Source organism: Sorangium sp. So ce367, from assembly GCF_051520455.1.
GTDB lineage: Bacteria > Myxococcota_A > Polyangia > Polyangiales > Polyangiaceae > Sorangium > Sorangium cellulosum_B.
Map to the genome: position 1 here is coordinate 6086629 of NZ_CP150334.1, position 24034 is coordinate 6110662.

Here is a 24034-nt window from a genome sequence, read left to right on the forward strand (position 1 = left end):
GCAGTTCCGCGGTGCACCTCGCAGGCGCCGACGAGCAGGGATCCCCGAGGCCCACGTGCATGCCCGCGCCGCTCAGCCCGGCAGGGAGCTCGGCTCGGAGAGGCGCGGCGGCCCGGCCCGAGGCAGCTGGAGGACGAACGTCGCCCCGGCGCCGAGCGCGCTCTCGACGCGGATCGAGCCGCCGTGCGCCTCCGCGATCCTGCGGCTGATGTACAGGCCCAGCCCCAGCCCGCCGTAGTGCCTGTCCGATACGGCCCGCTCGAAGCGCTCGAAGATCTGCCCCTGGCGCGCCGGGTCGATCCCGATCCCGTGATCCCGCACCGAGAGCCGCGCCGTCCCCGCCTCCTCGCCGAGGGAGATCTCCACGGGCTTGCCCGCCCCGAACTTGATCGCGTTGGCCAGCAGGTTCGAGACGATCTGGTCCACGCGGGAACCGTCCCAGAGGCCCACGATCCGACCGTGCTCTTGCAAGGCGACCGAGCACCCGGCGCGCGCCAGATCCAGCTTGAACCGCGCGAGCACGTCGCGGACGACCTCCCCGAGGTCGACCTCCGCCACATCGAGCTTCAACCGAGCCGCGTTGATCCGTGAGACGTCGAGCAGCTCGCTGTTCAGGCGGATCACGCGCGTCGCCTGCCGCAGCGCGCGGTCGACCTGCCGGCCCACGGCCTGTCGGTCCCAGGGCCGCTCCGAGCGGACCCCCCGATCCATGGACTCGAGCGTGAGCAGGAGCGATGTCATCGGCGTGTTGAGCTCGTGCGTCGCGACCGTCAGGAACTCGTCTCGCATCCGCACCGCCTCCTGCGCGGCGCTGTAGAGGCGTGAATTGTCGATCGCTATCGCGGCCAGGCGCGCCACCTCCTGGACGAGCTCCAGGTCGGCGTCCCCGTAGCGGCGCCCCGGCGCGGACGAGACGACGCTCAGCACCCCGATCGGCTGTCCGCGCGCCACGAGCGGCACGACGATGACGCTGCGCGTCCCGAGCTCGCGGATGAGCCTCTCGTGATCGTCGTCCTCGCAGTACTGCCGGAGGGCCTCTTCGGGGATCTCGGGGAGCACGAGCGGCTCGCCGGTCCGGAGGACCTGGAGCGCCGGGCGGCGCGATTCCCAGCGAGAGGGATACCGCCGCTCCAGCTCCTCCATCAACGGCTCCTTCGCCGGGTCCCTGTGCGCCCACGACAGCCGCCGGATCCCTCCACCTTCCACGACGTCGATGAGGCACCAGTCGCAGAGCGTCAGCACCGACAGCCGCGCGACGCGCGCCACCGTCTCTCCGTAATCGAGAGATGCAGAGAGGATCTCCCCCGCCTCGGCCAGGAAGGCCGCGCGCCGCTCCGCCGACTCGGCCGAGGTCCGCGCGGCGCGCTCCTGGGAGAGGAGCCGCGCGTTCTCCAGGGAGATCGCCGCCTGCGAAGCGAGGAGCGAGAGCGAGGTGAGCCGGTCCGACGTGAAGGCGCCGGCAAGGAGGTTGTTCTCGAGGTAGAGCAGACCCGCGACCCCGGACTGCCTCAGGATGGGCACGCACAGGACCGATCGGCGCCGATACCGCGTGAAGTAGTCGTCCCCGGAGAACTTGCCCGCATCCGCGGCCGCGTCATGCAGGATGACGCGCTCCTTCGTCCGCTGGACGTAATGAACGAGCGAGCCGGGGACTCGCTGCCACGAAGCGTCGTCCAGCGAGGGCGCGAGGAGGATCGTCGCCGCGCCTTTCCCTTCCAGGGTGGCCTCCGCCTCCAGGGTGACGCGCTCGTCCTGGCACAGAAACAGGCAAGCCCTCTGCGCGCCGCCCTGCTCGAGGACGACCGTGAGCAGCGTCCGAAGGAGCTGGTCGAGGACGATCTCGCTCGAGATGGTCTGCGACGCCTTGATCACCGAGAGCAACTCGAGCTCGTCGGAGCGCGCCGCGAACGACGCGCTCGGGGCGACCGGCCTCCGGTCCGAGAGCCGCGGATTCTGCTGGTCGATCTGCCTGACCTTCCCGTCGGCGCCCCAGCGAGCGTAACAGGCGCGGGCCTCGCGGAGATAGGTGTCCGCGATCAGAGCGAACCCTCGGGTGAGGTAGAACCTCGACGCGATCTCGTACGCCAGCGCCTCGATGTGGACAAAGCCGCTCTCGCGCGCGGCGCTGATCGCCTGCTCGTACAGCTGCGCCGCCTTGTCCCATTCGCCGCCGGTGCGGGCGATCTCGGCGCCGACCAGCGCGGCGCGGGCGCCGAAGTTGTCGGGGCAGTTGTTGGCCCAGACCTCGAGTCGCTCGCGGTGGGCGGCGAGCGCGATGACGAGCGGGGGCCGCTCGTCGGCAGGCGCAGCGTCATGGCGACCCGCCCGCGCGAGCGCACCATAGAAGTGGTACTCGGCGACCACGAGGAACGACCGCGACGTCCAGAGCAGCCGCTGCGCTCTCTCGGCGGCATCGATGGCAGCGGCGTGGTCGGCCGCAAAAAGGCGCGCTTCCAGCTTGCCGATCCAGTACCAGCACGTGGCCGCCGAGAGGCGTCGTTCGCGCTCGAGGTGCCGCTCGAACCGCCCCTCGTCGAGATCGTCCTCGTCGGAGGGGAGCGCCGGCGTCGAGCCTCGAAGCGCCCGGATGAACAGCAGCTGCGCGGTGATGAGATCGACGATGAGACCGAACTTCGCCTTACGCGCGAACTCGAGCGAGCTCTCGGCCTCTCGATTCACCTCGTCGAGCGGCGCTCCCCCGGTGAGCAGGAGCGAGATCGAGCCGTTGAGGGCATAGGACGCATAGGCGAGATCGCCGGCCTCCTGCGCCGCGAGGAAGGTCCGCCGCAGCGGATCGACGCTGGTGCGCATGTGCCTGCTCCAGGGGTTGATCATCAGCCAGAAGACCAGGTCGACGCGGGCCTTGAAGCGGAGCGGCCCGCGCTTCTCGGCCAGCTCCAGGCCGAGCTCGCCGAAGCGGTAGCCCGCGCGGTAGTCGCCGAAGTACGCGCCAAGGGCCGTCCCGACCCAGACGTAGGCCATGCAGGCTGCGTCGCTGTGGCCATGCGCGAGGCTGAGGTTCGCGATGCGGCCGACCATGAGGCAGAACAAGTTCTCGTCGGTGAGCGACGCCGGCGGCTCGCCCGACATGAGGACGTCGATGAGCGTGCGGCAATCCGGATCCGTCATCGGTGGCAAGTCGACGAGCGCCTCGATCGGGCGCCTCTCCAGCGTTCGCCGCATCCGCTCGTATTCCTGCCGGACCTCCTCGTCCGTCGGGTGCGGCGACCACGCGACGCCGACGCGCCGCAACGACTCGAGGCAGATCTCGACGGCGCGCTCGCTTCGATCCAGCATCGTGTAGAGCTCCACGCGGGCGCACGTGACGGCGGCGATGTCGGCGAAACTCCTGGCGCGGCCCGCGAGCGCCGAGAGCCGCTCCTCCGCCGCCCCGAGCTCGCCGGTCACGAACTCGCAGCCGGCCCGGTGGAACGCGAGCGCAAAGGCGAGCTCGTACCGCCGCTCCCAGCCGTCGTCTTCCCGCTCCAGGAACGCCGCGCCCGCGGCGAGATACTTCAGCGCCGACGCATAAGCCGTCGATGCCTTCGCGCGCTTGCCCGCGATGAGGTTGAGCTCAGCGGCCCGCGAGCGCTCCTCGCGCGATGTGATCAGCGCGGCCCCTCGGTCGAGCTGGTTGACGATCTCGAAGATCCTCTCCTCCAGCTCCTCCGGCGCCGCCCGCGACGCGAGCAGCCTGCCTATCTCGAGGTGCGCCGCCGCGCGCTCGCCTTCGGGGATGAGCGAATAGGCCGCCTCCTGCACCCGGTCGTGAACGAACTTGTACGCACCGTCCAGGCGGACGACGAGCCCCTCGTGCGCTGCGCCCCGGAGATCCGCGTGCATGTCCTCCTCCGAGCCGCCCTGGACCATCGCCAGGAGGGCGACCTCCGCGCTGTTTCCCAGGCAGGCGAGCTGCTTCAGCGCGCTCTGGGTGCTCGGAGGGAGCCGAGTGAGCTTGCCGACCATCAGGTCGACCACGTTGTCGGTGAAGCCCTTCTCGCGGATCTTCGTGACGTCCCACCGCCAGGCCTCCGCGTGGACGTCGAACTCGATCAGGCGCTCCTCGTGGAGCGCCATGAGAAACTGGATCGCGAAGAAGGGGTTGCCGGCCGTCTTCTCGTGGACGAGATCGGAAAGCGGCGCGGCGGCCTCGCGGCTGCAGTGCAGCGCGCCGCTGATGAGCGCGCCGAGGTGCTCTCGGGAGAGCGGGCCGAGCACGATGTCCGAGACGCGCGCGCCCTCCTTCCGCGCCTGGTCGAGCGTCAACAGGAGCGGGTGCGAGGGGCTCACCTCGTTGTCTCGGTACGCGCCGATGACGAGGAGATGGCGCGTCTCCGGGTGCGTCACCAGCTCACAGAGCAGGCCCAGGCTCGCCGAGTCGGCCCACTGGAGATCGTCGAGGAAGAGCGCGAGGGGGTGCTCTTTCCGGGCGAACACCCCGATGAAGTGCCGGAACACGACACGAAACCGGCTCTGCGCCTCGATCGGCGGAAGCTCGGGAACAGGCGGTTGCCGGCCGATGATGAGCTCGACGTGGGGAATCACGTCCACGATGAGCTGCGCGTTGCTCCCGAGCGCGCCGAGCAGCCGCTGCCGGCAGGCCGCGATCCGGTCCTCGCTCTCGACGAGGATCTCGAGCACGAGCTCCCGGAACGCCTGGACCAGCGTGGAATAGGGGATGTCGCGCCTGTACTGGTCGAACTTCCCGGAGAGGAAGAGCGCTCGCTCCCGGACGATCGGCCTGTAGAGCTCGTGGACCAGCGACGACTTGCCGATGCCCGAATAGCCGGAGATCAGCACGAGCTCGGGAGATCCCGTGCCCACGACGCGCTCGAACGCGCAGCGCAGCGCGGCCGCGTCACTCTCGCGGCCGTAGAGCTTCCGGGGGATCTGGAAGCGACCTGAGACGTCGCGCTCGCCCAGGGGAAACGGCGCGATCTGGCCAGTGGCCCGCAGCTGCGAGAGGCACCGCTCGAGGTCGTGCTTGAGGCCGCGGGCGGTCTGATAGCGATCCTCGGGCATCTTGGCCAGGAGCTTCATGACCAGCGTCGAGAGCACCTCGGGCAGCTCGGGCACCAGCGTCGAGGGCGCCGGCGGGAGGCGCGCGACGTGGCAATGCACCCACTCCAGCGGATCCTGCGCCTCGAACGGCAGGCGCCCGGCGAGCATCTCGTAGAACGTCACGCCGAGCGCGTAGAGGTCGGCGCGGCCGTCGATCCCCCGGTTCATTCGCCCCGTCTGCTCAGGAGACAGGTACGGCAATGACCCCTCGATGAGCCGCGGGGGCCCTGCCGGCGGCAGCTCGCGGGAGGAGCGGGACGCGAGGCCGAAGTCGGCGAGCTTGACCTGACCGGTGGCCGTGTTGACGAGGAGGTTCTGCGGCTTGAGATCCTTGTGGAGGATGTCCCGCTCGTGGATCGCCGCCACGCAGGACGCGATGCGGACCGCGAGCTCGAGGAACCTCTCGGCGGCCATGGGCGCGCCGATGAGGTGGTCGAGCGGCTCGCCGCCGAAGTCCTCCAGGACGAGCACCGGCAGCCCCTCGTGCGCCTCGAGGGCGAGCGGCGCCACGATGGCGTCGTGGTCGAGCAGCTTGCCAATCGCGTACTCGTGCTTCAGCCGCTCGGTGTCCTTGGGGCGGCTGCGCCTCGGGTCGAGGACCTTCAAGACCACCGGGAGGCCGTCTGCGCTCCGGACCGCGCGCAGCAGGCAGGTCCGTTCGCCCTCGTGCAGCGTCTCGGTGATCGTGTAGGGGGACACAGCGCTCCTGTCGATGCGGACACCGATGGGGAAGACGCGCCGCGAAGCGCCGGCCCCCCGGCGGCTGGCGGGACATGGGGATACCACGCGGGGCGATCCAGCGCGCGCCGCTCAGCCCGGCAGGCCGCGCGGCTCGGCCCCGCGCGGCGGCCCGGCCCGCGGCAGCTCGACGACGAACGTCGCCCCGGCGCCGAGCGCGCTCTCGACGCGGATCGAGCCGCCGTGCGCCTCCGCGATCCTGCGGCTGATGTACAGGCCGAGCCCCAGCCCGCCGTAGTGCCTGTCCGACACCGCGCGCTCGAACCGCTCGAAGATCTGCTCCTGGCGCGCCGGGTCGATCCCGATCCCGTGATCCCGCACCGAGAGCCGCGCCGTCCCCGCCTCCTCGCCGAGGGAGATCTCCACGGGCTTGCCCGCCCCGAACTTGATCGCGTTGGCCAGCAGGTTCGAGACGATCTGGTCCACGCGGGAACCGTCCCAGAGGCCCACGATCCGGCCGCACTCCCGCAGCGACACCGAGCACCCGGCGCGCGCCAGATCCAGCTTGAACCGCGCGAGCACGTCGCGGACGACCTCCCCGAGATCGACCTCCGCCACATCGAGCCTCAGCCGAGCCGCGTTGATCCGCGAGACGTCGAGCAGCTCGCTGTTCAGGCGGGTCAGGCGCGCCGCCTGCCGCAGCGCGCGGTCGACCTGCCGGCCCATGGCCTGCGGGTCGCAGCTTCGACCCGATCGGAGGGTCCGTTCCATGGCCTCGAGCGTGAGCGTGAGCGACGTCATCGGCGTGTTGAGCTCGTGCGTCGCCACGGTGAGGAACTCGTCCCGCATCCGCACCGCCTCCTGCGCGGCGCGGTAGAGCCGGGCGTTGTCGATCGCTATCGCGGCCCGGCGCGCCACCTCCTGCACGAGCGCGAGATCGGCGTCCCCGTAGCGGCGCTCCGGCGCGGACGAGACGACGGTCAGCATCCCGATCGCCTGTCCCCGCGCCACGAGCGGCACGATGACGGAGCTCCGCGTCCCGAGCTCGCGGATGAGCCTCGCGTGCCCGTCGTCCTCGGCGTGTCTCTGGATGATTTCGTCGGAGATCTCGGGGAGCAGGAGGGGCCCACCGTCCCGCCAGGCACGGGCCGACGGGTGGGGCGAGTGCCGATCAGGAGGGTATCGCCGTCGCAGCTCCTCCAGCAAAGGCTCCTTCGCTGGGTCCTTGTGGGCACAGAAAGCTCTCCGGGTCTCCCCGCCTTCTGCAAAGTCGATGACGCACCAGTCGCAGAACGATCGCACCGACAGCCGCGCGAGCCGCGACAGCGCCTCTCCGTGATCGAGCGACGCGGAGATGATCTCCCCGGCCTCCGCCAGGAAGGCCGCGCGCCGCTCCGCTGCCTCGGCCGTGGTCCGCGCGGACTGCTCCTTGGCGAGCAGGCGCGCGTTCTCCAGCGAGATCGCCGCCTGTGTGGCGAGGAGCGAGAGCGCGGTGAGCCTTTCGTGCGTGAACGCGCCCGCGAGCAGGTTGTTCTCGAGGTAGAGTATGCCCGCCACCTCGGCCTGCCTCAGGACGGGCACGCAGAGGAGCGATCTGGGCCGATTCCGCGCGAAGTACTCGTCTCCGGAGAACTTGCCCGCGTCGGCCGCCGCGTCGTGCAGGATGACGCGCTCCTTCGTCCAGTGGACGTAGCGGACGAGCGACATGGGAATGCGGGGCGAAGAGCCCTCCGCCGGACCCGGCCGGATCGCCGTCGAGACGCCCCGCTCGTCGAGCGTCGCCTCCGCTTCGATGACGAGGCGCGAGTCCTGACACAGTATGAGGCAAGCGCGCTGCGCGCCCCCCTGCTCGAGGACGGACGTGAGCAGCGTGCGCAGGAGCTGGTCGAGGACGATTTCGCCGGAGATTGTCTGTGATGCCTTGATCACCGAGAGCAGGTCGAGCTCCTCGGACCGCGCCGCGAAGGTGGCGGCCTGGGCGAGCGGCCTCGTATCCCAGAGGCGGGGATTCTGCTGGTCGATCTGCTTGACCTTGCCGTCCGCCCCCCAGCGGGTGTAGCAGGCGCGGGCCTCGCGCAGGTACGTGTCCGCGATCAGATCGAACCCCCGCGCCCGGTAGAACCTCGACGCGACCTCGTACGCGAGCGCCTCGCCGTGGACGAAGCCGTTCTCGCGCGCAGCGCGGATCGCCGCTTCATAGAGGAGCTCGGCGTCGAGCGCCCGGCCCTCGAGGCGCGCGATCTCGGCGCCGATCAGCGCGGCGCGGCCGCCGAAGTTCTCGGGGCAGCTCGAAGCCCAGACCTCGAGCTGCGCGTGGTGGGCGGCGAGCGCCGCGAGGTGCCGGCGCCGCTCGTCGTTCGACGCCGGCGACGCGGGCGCCACCTCGCAGCGCGCCGCCCGCGCGAGCGCGCCATAGAAATGGTAGTCGGTCACATAGAAGAACGACTGCACCGCCCAGAGGAGCCGCTCGACCTTCGTCGCCACGGCGAGGGCAGCAGCGTAATCGCCGGCGTGAAAATGGGCCTGGAGCCTGCAGATCCAGTACCAGGTGGCGGCCACCGAGAGCCGCGGATCGCTCTCCAGGTGCTGCTCGAACCTGGCCTCGTCGAAGCTCACGTCATTGAAGGAGGAGAAGCTGGGCGTCAAACCGCGGAGGCACCGGATGAGCTGCAGCTGCGCGATGACACAATCGATGATGAGGCCGAACCTCGCCTTCCGTACGAAATCGAGCGCGCTCTCGGCTTCGCGCTGCACGTCCCCGAGCGGCTCCGCCTTGGCGATCAGCAGCACGAGCGAGGCATTGCGGGCGAAGGCCGCGAAGGTGAGGTCGCCGGTCTCGCTCGCCATGTCGAAGACGCGCCGCATGAGCTCGATGCTGGTGCGCACGTGCTTCGTCCACGGATTGACCAGGACTCCGAAGTCCAGGTAGACGCGGGCCTTGAAGCGGCCGAGCCCGTGTTTGTCCACCAGATCGAGGCCGAGCTTGCCGAAGCGGTAGCCCGCGCGGTAGTCGCCGAAGCGCGAGCCGAGGACCACGCCGACATGGACATAGCCGAAGCACGATCCGTCGCTGTTGCCGTGCTCGAGGCTCAGGTTCACCATGCGACCGACGACGAGGCTGTGCAGCCTCTGGTCGGTGAACAAGGCCGGCGCCTGGCCCCAGGTGAGGATGTCCATGATCGCGCGAATCGCCGGATCGGTCATCGGCGGCAAGCCCACGAGCGCCTCGATCGGCCGGCTCCCGAGCTGAGCCCACATCCGCTCGTACTCCTTCTGGACCTCGTCCTGCGTCGGGTGCGGCGACCACGCGACGCCGACGCGCCGCAGGACCTCGAGGCAGATCTCGACGGCGAGCTCGCTCCGATCCAGCGTCGTGTAGAGGTCCACCCGCACACACGCGACCGCCGCCGCGTCGACCAGGCTCCCTGCGCGGCGCGAGAGCACCGAGAGCCGCTCCTCCGCCGCGCCGAGCTCCCCGGTCAGGTACTCGCACTCTGCGCGGCGCAGCTCGATCGCGAAGGCGAGCTCGTACTGCCGCTCCCAGCGGTCGTCTTCCGGCTCCAGGAACGCCGCGCCGGCGACGAGGTAGGTGAGCGCCGAGGCGAAGGCCGCCGACGCCATGGCGCGCCTGCCGGCGACGAGGTTGAGCCTGGCGCCTCGCTCTCGCTCCTCCCGTGACGTGATCAGCGGAGCGCCGCGGTCGAGCTGATTGACGATCTCGAAGATCTTCTCCTCGAGCTCCTCCGGCGCCGTACGCGCGGCGAGCAGCCTGCCTATCGCGAGGTGCGCCTCAGCCCGCTCGCCTTCGGGGATGAGCGAATAGGCCGCCTCCTGCACCCGATCATGGATGAACCTGTACGAGCTGGAGAGGCGCTGGACGAGCCCCGCGGAGACGGCCTCCCGGAGGTCCGCGTGCGCGTCCTGCTCCGTGCGGCCGCGGACCATCGCGAGGAGGGCGACCTCCGCGGTGTTCCCCAGGCAGGCGAGCTGCTGCAGCGCCCTCTGCGCGCTCGGAGAGAGCCGCGCGAGCTTGCCGACCATCAGGTCGACGACGTTGTCGGTGAAGCCCTTTCCGCGGATCCTCGCCACATCCCACCGGAAGGCCTCGGCGTCCTCGTCGAGCTCGATCAGCCGCTCCTCGTGCAGCGCGGTGAGGAACTGGATCGCGAAGAAGGGGTTGCCGCCCGTCTTCTCGTGGACGAGGTCCGAGAGCGGCGCGGCGTCCTCGCGGCTGCAGCGGAGCGCGTCGCTGGCGAGCGCGGCGAGGTGCTCCCGGGAGAGCGGGCCCAGCGCGATGTCGGAGATGCGCGCGCCCTCCTTCCGGACCTCTTCGATCGCCACCAGGAGCGGGTGGGAGGGGCTCACCTCGTTGTCGCGGTACGCGCCGATGACGAGGAGATGATGCATCTCGGGGTGCGTCAACAGATCGCGAAGGAGCCCGAGGCTGGCCGAATCGGTCCACTGGAGATCGTCGAGGAAGAGCGCGAGGGGGTGCTCCTTCCGGGCGAACACCCCGATGAAGTGCCGGAACACGACCCGGAACCGGTTCTGCGCCTCGATCGGCGGGAGCTCGGGGACAGGCGGTTGCCGGCCGATGACGAGCTCGACGTGGGGAATCACGTCCACGATGAGCTGCCCGTTGCCCCCGAGCGCGCCGAGCAGCCGCTGCCGGAAGGCCGCGATCCGGTCCTCGCTCTCGGCGAGGATCTCGAGCACGAGCTCCCGGAACGCCTGGACCAGCGTGGAATAAGGGATGTCGCGCTTGTACTGGTCGAACTTCCCCGAGAGGAAGAGCGCTCGTTCCCGGACGATCGGCCTGTAAAGCTCGTGGACCAGCGTCGACTTGCCGATGCCGGAGTAGCCGGAGACCACGACGAGCTCGGGGGAGCCCGTGGCCACCACGCGGTCGAACGCGCAGAGCAGCGCAGCCACGTCGCCCTCGCGGCCATAGAGCTTCCGAGGGATCTGGAAGCGACCGGAGACATCGCGCTCGGCCAGGGAAAACGGCGCGATGCTGCCGGTGGCCCGGACCTGCGAGAGGCACCGATCGAGGTCGTGCTTGAGGCCGCGGGCGGTCTGATAGCGATCCTCGGGCATCTTGGCCAGGAGCTTCAGGACCAGCGCCGAGAGCACCTCGGGCAGCTCGGGCACCAGCGCCGAGGGCGCCGGCGGGAGGCGCGCAACGTGGCAATGCACCCATTCCAGCGGGTCCTGCGCCTCGAACGGCAGCCGCCCGGTGAGCATCTCGTGGAACGTCACGCCGAGCGCATAGAGGTCGGCGCGGCCGTCGATCCCCCGGTTCATTCGCCCCGTCTGCTCAGGAGACAGGTACGGCAATGATCCCTCGATGAGCCGCGGGGGCCCTGCCGGCGGCAGCTCGCGGGAGGAGCGGGACGCGAGGCCGAAGTCGGCGAGCTTGACCTGGCCGGTGGCCGTGTTGACGAGGATGTTCTGCGGCTTGAGATCCTTGTGGAGGATGTCCCGCTCGTGGATCGCCGCCACGCAGGACGCGATGCGGACCGCGAGCTCGAGGAACCTCTCGGCGGCCATGGGCGCGCCGATGAGGTGGTCGAGCGGTTCGCCGCCGAAGTCCTCGAGGACCAGCGCCGGCAGCCCCTCGTGCGTCTCGAGGGCGAGCGGCACCACGATGGCGGCGTGGTCGAGCAGCTTGCCGATCGCGTACTCGTGCTTCAGGCGGTCGACGTCCTTCGGGCGGCTGCGCCTCGGGTCGAGGACCTTCAGGACCACCGGGCGGCCATCGGCGCTCCGGACCGCGCGCAGCAGGCGGGTCCGCTGGCCCTCGTGAAGCGTCTCGATGATCAGGTAGGAGGGAGCGCTCACGTCCATGGCGAGCCCCATGCGGAAGGCCCGCCGTGGAGCGCTGGATCCTGGCGGTCTAGCAGGACATGGGGGCAGCTGTCGACTCGGGCGCGGTCGAGTCCGCGCGACCCGCCTCGTCATGCCGCCGAGCGGCGTGAGCGGCCGCCAGCCTCGTGCTCGTTGGGCGCCGACGCGGGGGAGCGCCCGCGCCATGTGCCGCGCGGGCGCCCTCACCCGGGGAGGCCTCTACGCGCCGAGCTCGTCGACGGCGTCGTCGCCTTCGTGCTCCTCGAGGTAGCGCTCGGGCGCGAGCTCCCACCGCTCCGGCGAGCGCCAGAGCTGCGACAGGAGCAGCTCGCGCATCAGCAGGATCTCCTTGGGCAGCCGGTCGTAGAGCCGCTCGAAGAGCTCCCCGTGCGAGCCGAACTCGACCTTCCACGCCTCGCGGTCGACGGCCATCAGCTGGTAGAATTGCTCCTTCGAGAAGCGGTCCATGCCCCGCCACTCGATGTCTTCGTAGCGCGGCATCCAGCCGAGCGGGCTCTCCTCCGCGAAGCCGCGGCCGTGCACGCGGTCGACGATCCACTTGAGGACGCGCATATTCTCCCCGAAGCCCGGCCAGAGGAAGTTGCCCTGGTCGTCCTTGCGGAACCAGTTCACCGAGAAGATGCGGGGCGGATTGACGATCTGGCGCCCCATCTGCAGCCAGTGGTTGAAGTAATCGCCCATGTGGTAGCCGCAGAAGGGCAGCATCGCCATCGGGTCGCGGCGCACCTGGCCGATGTTGCCGGCGGCCGCCGCCGTCATCTCCGAGCCGATGGTCGCTGCCGTGTAGACGCCGAAGCTCCAGTTGAACGACTGGACCACGAGGGGCACCGTCGTCGCGCGCCGCCCGCCGAAGACGATCGCGCTGATGGGCACCCCGTTCGGGTCGTCCCAGCGCGGATCGATGGACGGACACTGCGACGCAGGCGTCGTGAAGCGCGCGTTCGGGTGGGCCGCCTTGCGGCCGCAGTCCGGGGTCCAGTGCTTCCCCTGCCAGTCGATGAGCTCCGGCGGCGGCTCGTCGGTCATCCCTTCCCACCAGACGTCGCCGTCGGGCGTGAGCCCCACGTTGGTGAAGATCGTCCCCTTCCGGATGGTCGCCATCGCGTTCGCGTTCGACTTGTCCGACGTCCCCGGGGCCACGCCGAAATAGCCCGCCTCGGGGTTGATCGCATAGAGCTGCCCGTCCCGCCCGGGCTTCATCCAGGCGATGTCGTCGCCCACCGTCGTGACCTTCCAGCCCGCGAACGCCTTCGGCGGGATGAGCATGGCGAAGTTCGTCTTGCCGCAGGCGCTCGGGAAGGCCGCGGCCACATACGTCTTCTCGCCCTTCGGCGACTCGACCCCCAGGATCAGCATGTGCTCCGCGAGCCACCCCTGCTCCCTGCCGAGGACCGAGGCGATGCGCAGCGCGAAGCACTTCTTGCCGAGCAGCGCATTGCCGCCATAGCCGCTCCCGTACGACCAGATCAGCCGCTCTCCCGGGAAGTGGACGATGTACTTGTGCTCCGCGTTGCACGGCCACGGCACGTCGGCCTGCCCCGGGGCGAGGGGCATGCCGACCGAGTGCAGGCAGGGGACGAAATCGCCGTCTCCGAGCGCCTCGAGCACCTTGCGCCCCATGCGCGTCATGATGCGCATGCTCGCGGCGACGTACGGCGAGTCGCTGAGCTCCACGCCGATGTGCGCGTAAGGCGAGCCGATCGGGCCCATGCTGAACGGGATGACGTAGAGCGTGCGGCCCCGCATCGACCCGGCGAAGAGCCGGCGCAGCGTGGCCTTCATCTCCTGCGGCTCGGCCCAGTTGTTGGTGGGGCCGGCGTCCTGCTTTCGCCGGCTACAGATGAACGTGCGGTCTTCGACCCGCGCGACGTCGCTCGGGTCCGAGCGCGCGAGGTAGCTGTCCGGGCGCTTCTCCGGGTTCAGACGGATGAGCGTGCCCGCCTTGACCATCTGGTCGCACAGCGCGTCGTACTCCTCCTTCGAGCCGTCGCACACGTGCACGTTGTCCGGCTGGCACAGCGCGACGACCTCGGCGATCCATTGCCTGAGCTTCTCGTTCGTGATCTTCGCCCGCAGGCCGGGGATCGACACCGGCGGCGGCGGCTCCGAGTGGAACGAGCTCTGGCTGTTCTGGCTGGCTGCTACGGACACTTGCGTACCCTCCTGGCTCTCTGGGTCGAACGCGCTCTGCAAAGCGCAGGCCCTGCCCGCCCTCGACGGCAATTCTGGCCGAAATGCGGCCGGAAGGCTGCCCTGATTCTTCCTGAGCCCGATCGCTACAGCAGGGCTGCGCGCACCAGGTGCGCCCGCGGGGCGAGCCCTGCGCCGCGCGCTGGGTCGTCGATCCGCCCGAAATCCGACCGAAATCCGTCCAGCGGTTCGCCCCGACGGCTGCCTCGCGGGCAGCCGCGCCACCCGCCCATGCCCCCGGTGCCTACGCGCCGGTGCTCACCATGGCCACGCCACGTACAGCGGTTCCCGCGCGAACGCCGCCCGGGCGCGACGCCCCTTCTCCGAGAGGAACAGCATCATCCTGAGCTCCTTGTACTCGGAGTGGCGCTCCGGCGTGCCGATGCGCGTGATCGCGCCGGGCGGCGCCTCCCAGCCGCATCCTGCGTAGAAGCGCTCGAGGCTTGGGTTGCAGAACAGCGCGGCGACATCGGCGTCGCTGTCCTGGAGGAAGCGCGTCGCCATCTCCACGACCTGCCTCCCGTGGCCTTCGCCCCGGTACGGCGGGGACGTGAAGACGTTGCCCAGGCCATAGACGACGTGCTCCTCCCCCGCGTGGCTCAGCGAGAGGCGCATCACCGAAGCGTAGCTGAGCAGCACCTCCTCCTCGCTGATCGTGAAGTGCGCCGTGCCGATGTCAGACGGATACGTGTGCTTGAGCAGCCGGAGTGGACCCGTGAATATCGACGGCCACGCCGCCCGCATGAACGACACGGCCTGCCACCGGAAGGCGTCGGGGAGCTCGTCTCGATGGTAAATATGCTTTTCTTGCATGGGTCTCTGGGCCCTGGCGCAAGACCCCGGCAGCCTGCCGTGGCCCCGCCCGCGGGGACGGTTGACAAGGATAACCGGCTTTGCTCATATACCCAGTCCGCTCGGAGCATGGCGCGCCCCTGAGGACGGCCGGTAACATGGTGGGCACGGGTCAAGACACCTCGGACGCGGAGCCGACCCAGGCGGCGATCATGGGCAAGTACCGGCTGATCGCGAAGCTCGGCCGGGGCGGGATGGGCGAGGTGTTCCTGGCGATCGCGCGCGGGCCGGGATCCTTCAACAAGCTCGTCGTTGTCAAGCGCCATCGCGGCGTGGGCGGAGCGGGCGGGGACGGCGAGAAGGTCGTCGCCATGTTCCTGGACGAGGCGAAGCTGTCCGCCCGCCTCAACCATCCCAACATCGTCCAGACCTACGAGGTCGACCACGACGACGCCGGCTACTTCACCGTGATGGAGTACCTGGAGGGCCAGCCGCTCAGCGCGCTCATGCGGGCGGTGGCCGAGGGGCAGCCGGGCGCGGCGGGCTTCACGCGCGGCGTCTGGGTCAGGATCGTGGCCGACCTCCTGAGCGGCCTCCACTACGCGCACGAGCTCCGCGATTACGACGGCGCGCCGCTCGGCATCGTCCACCGCGACGTCTCCCCGCACAACATCTTCGTCACGTACGACGGCGCGGTGAAGCTGCTCGATTTCGGCATCGCCAAGGCGTCGATCAACACCGACCTCACCGAGACCGGGAAGCTGAAGGGCAAGACGTCGTACATGGCGCCGGAGCAGGCCGTCGGCAGCGGGTCGACCGATCGGCGGGCCGACATCTTCGTCGCGGGGATCGTGCTCTGGGAGCTCCTCACGCGGGAGCGGCTCTTCGGGGGCGACGCCGTGAGCGCGCTCTGGAAGCTGGCGGCCGTGGACGAGATCCCGCGGCCCTCGCTCCTCCGGCCGGACGTCCCCCCGGCCCTCGACGCCATCGTGACGCGGGCGCTCGACCGCGATCCGGCAAAGCGGTTCGCGACCGCGCAGGAGATGCGCGCGGCGCTCGAGGACTACCTGCGCGCGGCGGGCGAGGACGTCGGGTCCGACGAGATCGGCGCGAGCATGCTGGGGGTGTTCGCGGAGCGCCGGGCGAGCATGCAGCGGCAGGTCAAGGCGTACCTCGATCAGAGCGCGCAGGGCGTGGACCGCCCGAGCGTGCCCGTCGAGCCCCGCCCGTCTCGCGTGAGCCATTTCGAGGGCGCAGAAGGGAGGCGCATTCAGCCCGTGATCGCCCTCGACGAGGAGCTCGGGCAGAGGACCTCGGGGACGCCGGGCCCAGGGCGCTCCGCCTCGGACTCGACGAGCCTGAAGTCGAACCTCCGCACGGCCGCCGCGCCTCAGCAGCGCAGCTACTGGATCGGGGCGCTCGGCGCGGCCGTGCTGGTCGCGGCGGCGGCGTTCTCGACGCGCCGCCCTGGTGGGCAGCCGCCCGCTGCCGGCTCCGCCGCGGCCGTGCTCGTCGAGCCGGACGCCGGCGCTCGCTGCACCGGGGTGCTCCGCGTCCGGATCACGACCGGCGACACGGGGACTGCCACCGACATCTCGCCGCCCTACAACTACGGGGTCTACGACTACCTGCGTCACCTCAACGACAGTCAGGGAGGTCTCCGGGGCTGTCCCATCGACGTCGACATGAAGGACGCGCAGTACGACCCCGCCAGGACGGAGGAGGTCATCGAGGCGTGGCGGCGGCAGCCCGGGTGGAGCGACGTCTCCACGCTGTTCGTGTTCGGCACCGGGCCGACGACCCGTGTCGCCCCGAGGCTCACGGAGGAGAAGAAGCTCATCATTCCCGGCTCGTACGCCGGCTCGCTCGCCACGCCGGTGCCGATCTCCGCGGACGTGTCCCACGCCGAGTTCAACGCCCTGGGCCAGAGCGCCTCCGCGACAGAGCACAAGACGAGCCCTGGATATCCCTACATCTTCTTTCCGGCCACGGACTACTCGACGGCGATCCGCATCGGCATCAAGGCGGCCTGGAAGATCGCGCCCGGGCGCATCGCGATGGTGCACGACACGATAGACAAGTGTCTTTACTGCGTCGATCCGCTCGCCGCGGGCAAGGCCTACGTGGAGGAGCTGCCCGGGATGCTGCTCGGCCAGGATCTCATCGTCCCGCAGACGTCGTCCCTCGAGGATGAGGGGCGCATCGTCGACGCGGTGATCGGCTATGTGAAGCGGGAGATCGAGAAGAAGCGAGCGGACCCGTCGTATGTGCCGGCGAGCTGGTTCTGGGCCGGCAACAGCGTCCTCTCCTCGTCCTTCGTCGGGAAGGGCGCGGCCGCGGCGCAGAAGCTCATCCAGCAGGCGTTCCCGGGGCCGGAGAAGAACCGCTGGCAGCTGCGCGTGATGGCGAACAACTGGGGCATCGGCGAGAGGACCTTGGCGATCTGCGGGGCCGACTGCGCGGGGATCTTTTATGGGCTCTTCCCCGTGCCTGTCTACGGCGACACCCAGCACTCGAGCGGGATGGCGGAGATGCTGCGGATCCACAGGGCCTACCGGGAGAAGGACGGCCACCCGCTGGAGCTGTACCAGGACCAGCCCTACGTCCAGGGCCACGCGGCGGCGCTCATGTGGCGCGAGGCCGTCGAGCGGGCCATCGACACCGGCCGCACGCACCCGACCGGAGAGGACCTGAAGGCTTCGCTCGAGGGCTTCCAGAACGTGGTGCTCGACGGGATGACGGCGGGGCCGATCTCGTTCAGCGCGACGGACCATCGGCCGCAGGCGAATGAGTCGGTGTACACGATCGGGGCCGCGGACGGGGGTGGCGTCGGGTTTCGGTTCGTCGATCACTGCTCGATCGAGCTCGATGCGAAGTGGCTCGGGTACTGAGCTGAGCCCGCGCCGCGCTGCCGGGAATGGCAGAGAGGCCCGAGAGAATGGAACCGCCAAGACGCCACAAGACGCCAAGATTTTCTATGTTTCTTGGCGTCTTATGGCGTCCTTGGCGGTTCCTCTCTTTCCGCGACGAACCTCCCGCAACAGGGCTAAGTCGGCCCAGAGATCCGCCAGAACCCGATCCTCGCGGCCCCCGCCAGATCCGGCCCGACCGGCCCCTTCCCCCAGAAATGGTCATCGTAGTTGGGCACCGTCCACCCCTGCCCGTACGCCCCCATCACCGCGTAGATCACCTCGTCGTCCGGCTGGACCTCGATCGCCGTCGTCACCCACGCCTGCCGCACCGGCGCCGGGCTCGCGTCGTCGAGCAGGTAGCGCGCGAACATCGATCCTTCGGTCGTGTCGTCGAACGACTCCGTCGCATAGCCGAGCAGGAGATGCAGCCCATCGAACGCGCCCGCCCACCGGTAGCGCCACGCGCCGCCGTCGTCCTGGAGCGGTCCGCAGGCGGCCACCACCATCCACTCCAGGTTGGCGTTGCCCCACCGGGCGTCGTTGAAATGGAGGACCCGGTCGTTCATCGCGCTGCAGAACATGAACCCGACGCCGTTCGCGTGCCCCGTGTAGAACGTGAGATCCACCGAATCCGCGAACGACGCGTCCTGGCCGCCCAGGGCCGGATCCTTGAAATCGACCTCCCACGCGCGCTGATCGCCCCAGTTGAAGCGAGACTCGATTCCCCCCTCCCGGAAGCTCTTCATCAGCCCATCGACGTTCGCCGCCGAGTGATCCAGGCCGCCGCAGAGCCCGACCCACTCGGCGCCGACCACCGCGCGGCCATCGTCGACCGGCGGCGGGAGCGGCGGGCGCGCCGCGCCGATCCCCGCCGACGCGCGGCCGAACGAGAGCCGCTGCGCCGCCGTCGCGACCAGACCGTCGGCGTCCGTGACATAGAGCGAGAGCGTCTCCGTCTCCCCGCGAAGACCAGAGACGCCAGACACCTTCACCCGCGCGCCGCCTTCGCGCCCTTCGTCGACCGCGTCGAGCCCGTCGAGCGAGCGCGCCGACGATACCCACCTGTACGTGTATGGCGCAGCACCGCCGGTGACGCTCGCCTCCGCGAGCGCGGTCGCGCCGTCCACACGCACCGAGATCTCGGCCCTCGGAGCGTCTATGACGGCCGGCACGATCCTCTTGCGGACGTCCATCACCTCCCCGCCGACCGTCCGCCGTGCGCTGCACACGTAATGGGGCAGGATCCGCCGTACCTCGCGGGACAGCGGCGGCGCGTAATAGACGAGCTCCGGCTCGGCCGCGATCACCGCGCCGCCGCCCAGCGCGCCGGCGCACAGCGCGGGGGCCTCGGCGGCGGGGACGATCGCGACGTCCTCCCCTCGCGCGAGCTCGCGCCGCGCGTAGATCAGGTGCGTCACGGCGCCCTCGCCGTCGAACGTCACACGGACCTTGGCCCCGGGGCCGATCAGCCGGATCCCCTCGAGCTCGTCGCGAAAGCTCACCTGCGTGTCGAGCTCGGCCCGCGCCACATAACGGCCCTCCGCGTCGACCGCCTCGAGCAGCGCGTGGCCAACGGCCAACTCGCTCCCGACCGGCAAGCCCGCGGCGTCCAGCGCGGCCCACGCCCGCGCCGCGGCGTCCGGCTCCGGCAGGACGCGCAGCGCCGCGAGCGCCTCGAAATCCAGGGCGTCATCGCCCGCCGACGTCTCGAAGCCACGCTCGTCGCGGAACCCAGGCGCGGGCGGCGCGTCGGCCTTCCTCGTGGGCAAGCGCTGGAATCGCGCGCTGTCGAGGTAGCGAATCGCGCCGTCGGCCACGAGCGCGCCGGCGCCCCCCCGCGCGGGATCCTCCGCGAGCCCGAGCGCGCCGGCGAGCGCCGATGCCCGCGCGACGTCGGCGCCACCGCCGATCACGCGGTATGCGGGCAGCAATCGCGTCTCCCTGCCAGGCGACCCCGCGGCAGGCGACGCCGCGCGGAACACGCCGCGATCGGCGCTCTCCGGGAGAGCCTCGCGGGCGTCGCGACCGCCGCACCCGACGACGCCGAGGGCCACGAGGAGAAAGACGCCCAACACCCCATCCGGTGATCTCTTCATCAAAGTCCCCCTTTCCCTGCGGCCACGGCGAGGCTCGGCGCGCAACTCCGCACGAGCGATCTCGCAGGGAGCCTCCGCGCGGCGCTCGCGGCCCGCGACGCGAGCACCTCGCATTGCACGACCCAAGCCACCTCGGCCGCGCCGCTCCGCGGCGCGACTCCCCGCGCTCTCGGCCGAGATTGACCGCCTCGCGTCCGGCTCCTAGGCTGCCGCGCATTCCATGACAGCGCACACGAAGGACGGAGAGAGCGCGCCCGGCGCCGGCGATCGGACGCTCGAAGGGACAGCGGATCCCGGCGCGCGCCTGTTCCTCGACTTTCTCTCCTCGATCCGCCCCCGCGTCGACGCCGCGCTCGATCAGCGCTGGCGCGACAAGGCGGCCTCCGTGCAGCGCTACGGCCGCGAGGTCGAGGCCATGGTCTCCGAGGCGCGGAGCCTCACGCTGCGCGGCGGCAAGCGGTTCCGCGCGGGGCTGCTCGTCGCCGCCTACCAGGGCGTCGCGCCGGACGCGCCGCTCGGCCCCGCGATCGACGCCGGCATCGCGCTCGAGCTGCTCCAGACGTACCTGCTCATCCAGGACGACTGGATCGACGGCGACACCGTCCGGCGCGGAGACCGCACCGTCCACGTCGCGCTGGCCGAGACGCTCGGCGATCCACACCTCGGGGCCTCGTCCGCGATCCTCGCGGGCGACCTCACCTGGAGCTTCGCGCTGAGCACGCTCGCGGGCGCGGACGCGCCGCCGGCGACGACGCTCGCGGCCGTCCGGCTGTTCTGCAAGATGCACGAGGACGTCGTGATCGGGCAGCACCTCGACGTCGTCGGCCGGGCCGAGGACGTCGAGCAGATGCACGCGCTCAAGACGGGCAGCTACACGGTGCGCGGCCCGCTCGCGCTCGGCGCCACGCTGGCCGGCGCGCCGGCCGAGACCGTGGCGGCGCTCGAGCGGTTCGCGGCGCCCGTGGGCGTCGCCTTCCAGCTGCGCGACGACCTCCTCGGCACCTTCGGGAGCGCCGCGGCGACCGGCAAGCCGGTCGGCAACGATCTGCGCGCCGGCAAGCGCACCGCGGTGCTGGCCGCGGCCGAGGGGCGCCTCGACGCCGCGGGCCGGAGCGCCGTCGAGCGCGCGCTCGGCCGCAAGGAAGCGAGCGACGACGCCGTGGCGGCCGCGACGCTCGCGCTCGAGGCGTGCGGCGCGCGGCGCGCGGTCGAGGAGCGCCTCTCCGCCCTGTGCGGCGAGGCCGAGGTCCTCGCGCGCTCGCTGCCCGTGAGCGCGCCGGCGCGGCAGATCCTGTGCGGGGCCGCGAGCGCGCTCCGGTGGACCGGCGCATGACCGAGGCGCTCGGCGAGGCGTCCGGCAAGGTCATCCTGCTCGGCGAGCACGCCGTCGTGTACGGGGCGCCCGCGCTCGCCGCCGGCATCGAGCGCGGCGCCCGCGCGCGGGCGATCCGCTGCTCCGGCGCGAGCGCCCTCCTCCTCGGCGGGCGCGAGCTCCGCGCGGCGCCGGCCGAGGAGGACGTCGCGCGGGCGTTCGCGGCGCTCCTCGGGGCGCTGCCCGACGTCGGCCCGGTGCGCGTCGAGGCGGAGAGCGATCTGCCGCCCGGCGGCGGCCTGGGCAGCTCGGCCGCGCTCGGGGTCGCGATCGCCCGGTCGGTGGCCGCGCTCACGCGCGCGCCCGCGGCCGCCGCGCGGACCGCGTCCGAAAGCGCGGCCGACGCCGCCGCCGTGACCGCCGCCGCCGCCGCCTGGGAGCGCGTGTTCCACGGCAACCCGTCGGGCATCGACACGACCGCCGCGGCCCGCGGCGGCTGCTTCCGCTTCACCCGGGCGCACGGCGCCACCTCCGTCGCCCCGCGCGACGACCTGTGGCTCTGCGTGGGCTCGACCGGGGTGTCGTCGTCCACGCGCAGCATGGTCGAGCTCGTGGCGAGGCTCTTCGAGCGCAAGCCCACGCTGGCCGCGACGTCCATCGCGGGCATCACCGCGCTCGTCGAGAACGCAGCCCTCGCGATCGAGGCGGGCGATGCGGTCGCGCTCGGCCGGCTGATGGACCTGAACCAGATGCTCCTCGCCGGCATGTTCGTCTCGACCGAGGCGATCGAGGCCCTGTGCAAGCTCGCGCGCGAGGCCGGCGCGCTCGGCGCCAAGCTCACCGGCGCCGGCGGCGGCGGCTCGGTCATCGCGCTGCTCCCGCCGCCTCCGCCGGGCGACGGCGGGGCGGCGGCGTCGAACAGCGCCGCGGACCGCGTGCTCGCCGCCTGGCGCGACGCGGGGTACAGCGGCTTCGTCACCCGGGTGAAGGCGGGCGTGACGAGGACGGAGCCACAGGAGCAAGCATGAGCGTCGTGAGCCGGGCGACCGCGATCGCCCATCCGAACATCGCCCTCGCGAAGTACTGGGGCAAGCGGGCCGATGGCCACAACCTGCCCGCCGTCCCGAGCCTCTCGGTGACGCTCGCCGGGATGGAGACGACGACCGAGGTCGCCTTCGACGCGTCGCTCGACCGCGACGAGCTCCACCTCGGCGGCGCGGCCTTGCCGCCGGACGCGGAGGCGACGCGCCGGGTCGCCGGGCTCCTCGACCGGGTCCGCGCCGCCTCGGGGCGGCGCGAGCGCGCCCGCGTGGTCAGCCGGAACGACTTCCCCACCGCGGCGGGCCTCGCCTCGAGCGCGTCGGCGTTCGCCGCGCTCGCGCTCGCCGCGAGCGCCGCCGCGGGCCTGCCCACCGCGCCAGCGCTGGTGAGCGATCTCGCGAGGAAGACCTCGGTCTCGGCCGCGCGCTCCGCGTTCGGCGGCTTCGTCGAGCTCCGCGCCGGCCGCCCCGGGGACGAGGCGCTCGCCGCGACGCCGCTCGCGCCCGAGGACCACTGGCCGCTCGCGGTCGTGATCGCGGTGACGCGCGAGGGCCCGAAGGACGTGGGCTCCAGCGACGGCATGCGGCACACCGCGATGACGAGCCCGTACTTCCCCGCGTGGGTGGACGCGGCGCCGTCGCTCTTCGACGCGGTCCGCGCCGCGGTCCTCGCGCGCGACCTCGCCGCGCTCGGCGCCGCGGCCGAGGCGAGCGCCCTGTGCATGCACGCCTCGAGCATCGCCGCCTCGCCGGGCCTGCTGTACTGGACCGGCGCCACCGTCGAGGTGATCGCCGCGGTGCGGAGGCTCCGCGCCCAGGGGACGCCGGCGTTCTTCACCATCGACGCCGGCCCGCACGTGAAGGTCTTCACGACGCCCGAGGCGCAGGCCGCCGTGGGCGCGGCGCTGCTCGCCGTCCCTGGCGTCCTCCGCACCATCACGGCGATCCCCGGCGGCGGAGCCCGCCTCGCGTCATCTTCCGGTTCCGGGGGCGCGTGATCGTCCGGGCGCCTGGCAAGCTTGTCCTCTCGGGCGCCTACGCCGTGCTCGAGGGCGCGCCCGCGCTCGTGGCCGCCGTCGATCGGTACGTCCTCGCCGACCCGGCGCGGCCCGCCGCGCTCGTCACCGAGGAGGTCCAGGCCGCGATCGACGCCGGCGCGCTCGACGCGGCGGCGTGGTTCGATGCGTCCGCGCTCCGCTCTGCGGCGCCGGAGCCGCCTCTGGCCTCGCCGGGCGCGCCGCCCCGCGAGGCGAGCCGCAAGCTGGGCCTCGGATCGAGCGCCGCCATCCTCGTCGCGACGCTCGCCGCGCGCGCCGCGGCGGTCTTGGAGGCGCGGGCGGCGCCGGGCGGCCCGGGCGCGCCCGCGTGGGATCCGCGCGCGCTCTTCCTCGACGCGCTCGCGGCGCACCGGCGCGCGCAGGGCGGAGGCAGCGGCGTGGACGTCGCGGCGAGCGTCTACGGCGGCGTGCTCTGCTGCCGGCTCGGGCCGGGCGGCGAGCTCGACGTGGCGCCGCACGCCCTGCCGGGCGGCCTCGTGATCGAGGTCTTCGCCAGCGACGCCTCGGCGCGCACGAGCGCCATGCTCGAGCGCGTGCGCGCGCTCGCCGCCCGCGAGCCGGAGGCGCACCGCGCGCTGCTCGGCGCGGCCGCCGAGGGGGCGCGCGCCGCGATCGAGGCCGCGGACGCTCGCGCGCTCGTGGCCGCGCTGGATCGCCAGGTCGACGCGCTCGCCGAGCTCGGCGACCGTTCGGGCGCGCCGATCGTCACCCCCGCGCTCAGGCGCCTCCGCCCCGCCGCGGCCGCCGAAGGCGCAGCGATCGTGCCGAGCGGCGCGGGCGGAGGCGACGTCTCACTCTTCGTCGGCGGCGCGCCGCCCTCGACGGCATGGCTTGCCGCGGCGCGTGAAGCCGGCCTCGAGCGCGTGCCGATGTCGCTCGGCGCCCGCGGCGTCCACGTGCTGGACGCAGCCCCTCCGCTCCCCGCCTGAGCGCGTCCCCTCGCCGATCGTGCGCCGCGCGGTGCCGGAGCGCTTGGCACGGAGCCCGCTCTGCTCGCTCCCGGATCGACCGCGGCGCTGCGCTCGGG

10 protein-coding genes are annotated in these 24034 nt (G+C 71.7%); 5 read left to right on the forward strand and 5 right to left on the reverse strand.

Annotation, left to right across the window (positions count from 1 at the left end):
• Positions 1 to 72 precede the first annotated feature (72 nt).
• The 4 genes from WME97_RS23125 to WME97_RS23140 all read right to left on the reverse strand — a co-directional run bounded on the left by WME97_RS23125 (position 73) and on the right by WME97_RS23140 (position 14610).
• Positions 73 to 5760, reverse strand: coding sequence for a sensor histidine kinase (locus tag WME97_RS23125; RefSeq protein WP_437554916.1), 5688 nt, complete (start codon positions 5758 to 5760; stop codon positions 73 to 75).
• Between the two features lie 111 nt (positions 5761 to 5871).
• A complete protein-coding gene (locus tag WME97_RS23130; RefSeq protein WP_437554917.1) occupies positions 5872 to 11586 on the reverse strand; it encodes a sensor histidine kinase in 5715 nt (1904 codons plus the stop codon).
• Positions 11587 to 11805: 219 nt separating this feature from the next.
• Complete coding sequence (locus WME97_RS23135) at positions 11806 to 13698, reverse strand: phosphoenolpyruvate carboxykinase (GTP) (RefSeq protein WP_437555468.1); 1893 nt, start codon at positions 13696 to 13698, stop codon at positions 11806 to 11808.
• Between the two features lie 357 nt (positions 13699 to 14055).
• Positions 14056 to 14610 carry a GNAT family N-acetyltransferase gene (locus WME97_RS23140; RefSeq protein ID WP_437554918.1) on the reverse strand — a complete coding sequence of 185 codons (555 nt, stop codon included), beginning with the start codon at positions 14608 to 14610 and terminating at the stop codon, positions 14056 to 14058.
• A 137-nt stretch (positions 14611 to 14747) separates the two neighbouring features.
• On the opposite strand from WME97_RS23140, the gene WME97_RS23145 reads away from it, so the two are divergent.
• Entirely contained in the window at positions 14748 to 17480 is a 2733-nt protein-coding gene (locus WME97_RS23145; protein WP_437554919.1) for a protein kinase domain-containing protein, read from the forward strand.
• Positions 17481 to 17635: 155 nt separating this feature from the next.
• Here the strand turns inward: WME97_RS23145 and WME97_RS23150 are convergent, their stop codons facing one another.
• Positions 17636 to 19597 (reverse strand): DUF6345 domain-containing protein, encoded by a 1962-nt coding sequence (locus tag WME97_RS23150; protein WP_437554920.1) that lies wholly within the window; start codon positions 19595 to 19597, stop codon positions 17636 to 17638.
• A gap of 220 nt (positions 19598 to 19817) precedes the next feature.
• Between WME97_RS23150 and WME97_RS23155 the strand changes: the two genes are divergently transcribed.
• The 4 genes from WME97_RS23155 to WME97_RS23170 are packed head-to-tail and all read left to right on the forward strand — an operon-like array spanning position 19818 to position 23936.
• Positions 19818 to 20930, forward strand: a complete 1113-nt coding sequence (locus WME97_RS23155) for a polyprenyl synthetase family protein (protein WP_437554921.1) — start codon at positions 19818 to 19820, stop codon at positions 20928 to 20930.
• Positions 20927 to 21937, forward strand: coding sequence for a mevalonate kinase (mvk, locus tag WME97_RS23160; RefSeq protein ID WP_437554922.1), 1011 nt, complete (start codon positions 20927 to 20929; stop codon positions 21935 to 21937). The genes WME97_RS23155 and mvk overlap by 4 nt, the downstream gene beginning before the upstream one ends.
• Positions 21934 to 22947 (forward strand): diphosphomevalonate decarboxylase, encoded by a 1014-nt coding sequence (gene mvaD, locus WME97_RS23165; protein WP_437554923.1) that lies wholly within the window; start codon positions 21934 to 21936, stop codon positions 22945 to 22947. The genes mvk and mvaD overlap by 4 nt, the downstream gene beginning before the upstream one ends.
• Positions 22944 to 23936: a hypothetical protein gene (locus WME97_RS23170; protein WP_437554924.1), complete on the forward strand. Its 993-nt coding sequence runs from the start codon at positions 22944 to 22946 to the stop codon at positions 23934 to 23936. The genes mvaD and WME97_RS23170 overlap by 4 nt, the downstream gene beginning before the upstream one ends.
• Positions 23937 to 24034 lie beyond the last annotated feature (98 nt).

What these genes read in the sequence shown, in the direction of transcription:
- WME97_RS23145 (WP_437554919.1), top strand. Translation starts at nt 14,748, where the DNA reads ATGGTGGGCACGGGTCAAGACACCTCGGACGCGGAGCCGACCCAGGCG.
- WME97_RS23150 (WP_437554920.1), bottom strand. Translation starts at nt 19,597, where the DNA reads ATGAAGAGATCACCGGATGGGGTGTTGGGCGTCTTTCTCCTCGTGGCC.
- mvk (WP_437554922.1), top strand. Translation starts at nt 20,927, where the DNA reads ATGACCGAGGCGCTCGGCGAGGCGTCCGGCAAGGTCATCCTGCTCGGC.
- WME97_RS23140 (WP_437554918.1), bottom strand. Translation starts at nt 14,610, where the DNA reads ATGCAAGAAAAGCATATTTACCATCGAGACGAGCTCCCCGACGCCTTC.
- WME97_RS23130 (WP_437554917.1), bottom strand. Translation starts at nt 11,586, where the DNA reads ATGGACGTGAGCGCTCCCTCCTACCTGATCATCGAGACGCTTCACGAG.
- mvaD (WP_437554923.1), top strand. Translation starts at nt 21,934, where the DNA reads ATGAGCGTCGTGAGCCGGGCGACCGCGATCGCCCATCCGAACATCGCC.
- WME97_RS23155 (WP_437554921.1), top strand. Translation starts at nt 19,818, where the DNA reads ATGACAGCGCACACGAAGGACGGAGAGAGCGCGCCCGGCGCCGGCGAT.